Annotated in this window: 1 protein-coding gene; it reads left to right on the top strand. The window is 54.3% G+C overall.

What is annotated here, in order from left to right:
- Positions 1-1,796 (top strand): DUF1601 domain-containing protein (locus J7438_RS25320; RefSeq protein WP_209278819.1); only part of this gene is annotated, 1,796 nt, incomplete at both ends.

Here is a 1,796-nt window from a genome sequence, read left to right as displayed (position 1 = left end):
TGATACCCGGGCTCAAAGAGGCTTTGGCCGCACTGTTGCCCCTCGTGAACGCAAAAAAAAACCAATTTATTCCTCAGCATATCGCCAACCTGCTGTGGGCCATGGCAAAACTGGTGGACAACGGGCAAGAGCAAACACCGGTGCTCAACGGGGCCGAGGCCGCACTGTTGCCCCACGTGAGCGCACAGCAAGCTAACTTTACAGCACAGGGTATCGCCAACCTGCTGTGGGCCATGGCGAAACTGGTGGACAACGGGCAAAAGCGAACACCAGAGTTCAACGAGGCGGTGGCTGCGCTGTTGCCCCACGTGAGCACACAGAAAGCAAACTTTAAACCACAGGGTATTGCCAACCTGCTGTGGGCCATGGCGAAACTGGTGGACAACGGGCAAAAGCGAACACCAGAGTTCAACGAGGCGGTGGCTGCGCTGTTGCCCCACGTGAGCGTACAGAAAGACCAATTTATTCCTCAGCATATCGCCAACCTGCTGTGGGCCATGGCGAAACTGGTGGACAACGGGCAAAAGCAAACACCTGAGTTCAACGAGTCGGTGGCTGCGCTGTTGCCCCACGTGAGCACACAGAAAGCAAACTTTAAACCACAGGGTATCGCCAACCTGCTGTGGGCCATGGCGAAACTGGTGGACAACGGGCAAAAGCAAACACCAGAGTTCAACGAGGCGGTGGCTGCGCTGTTGCCCCACGTGAGCACACAGAAAGCAAACTTTAAACCACAGGGTATCGCCAACCTGCTGTGGGCCATGGCGAAACTGGTGGACAACGGGCTGGAGCGAACACCAGAGCTCAAAGAGGTCGTGGCTGCGCTGTTGCCCAACGTGAGCGCACAGAAAGACCAATTTATTCCTCAGCATATCGCCAACCTGCTGTGGGCCATGGCGAAACTGGTGGACAACGGGCAAAAGCAAACACCAGAGTTCAACGAGTCGGTGGCTGCGCTGTTGCCCCACGTGAGCACACAGAAAGCAAACTTTAAACCACAGGGTATCGCCAACCTGCTGTGGGCCATGGCGAAACTGATGGACAACGGACAGGAGCGGACGCCAGAGTTCAACGAGGCGGTGGCCACGCTGTTGCCCTTCGTGAACGCACAGAAAGCTAACTTTACACTACAGGAAATCAGCAACCTGCTATGGGCCACGGCGAAACTGGTGGACAACGGGCAGGAGCGGACACCGCAGCTCAAAGAGGCCGTGGCCGTGCTGTTGCCACAAGTGAACCCAGAGAATGCTAACTTTAAACCACAGGAAATCGCCAACCTGCTGCGGGCCATAGCGAAACTGGTGGACAACGGGGAGTGGACATCAGAGTTCAACGAGGCCGTGGCCGCGCTGTTGCGCCAAGTGAACACACAGAAAGCTAACTTTAAACCACAGGAAATCGCCAATCTGCTGTGGGCCACGGCGAAACTGGGTGAGTTCGTTGAGCTGAACGTGGTTACCTCTATGTTTGAATCGCTTGTTTACCGAATCAGTGAAAACCCTCAGCTCTCACAGCAAGACCTATTGATTTCTCTCTGGGGAGAGATGGTTTGCTGTGCCAGGTTGTCTTTAGTCTCCAATACCAATAAAAATAATTGGCTTGAAAAGCACATGGATGACCTGTTTACTCGCCTGGAAAATATACCCCCGGATAATGAAGAGGATCAATGCATCATTGCCATGGCCGCAAGTTGGCTTGGGAGAGCGTGCCCGGTCGTCCCCCATTACCAGACTATCAGGTCAAAACGTCAATCCGACTTTCGCGATCAACTCCAATCAAGATTTCCCTCTTTGCAG

It is taken from the genome of Thalassotalea sp. G20_0 (assembly GCF_017744175.1).
Taxonomy (GTDB): Bacteria; Pseudomonadota; Gammaproteobacteria; order Pseudomonadales; family Endozoicomonadaceae; genus Endozoicomonas.
This window is presented reverse-complemented; position numbering and strand designations above follow the sequence as displayed.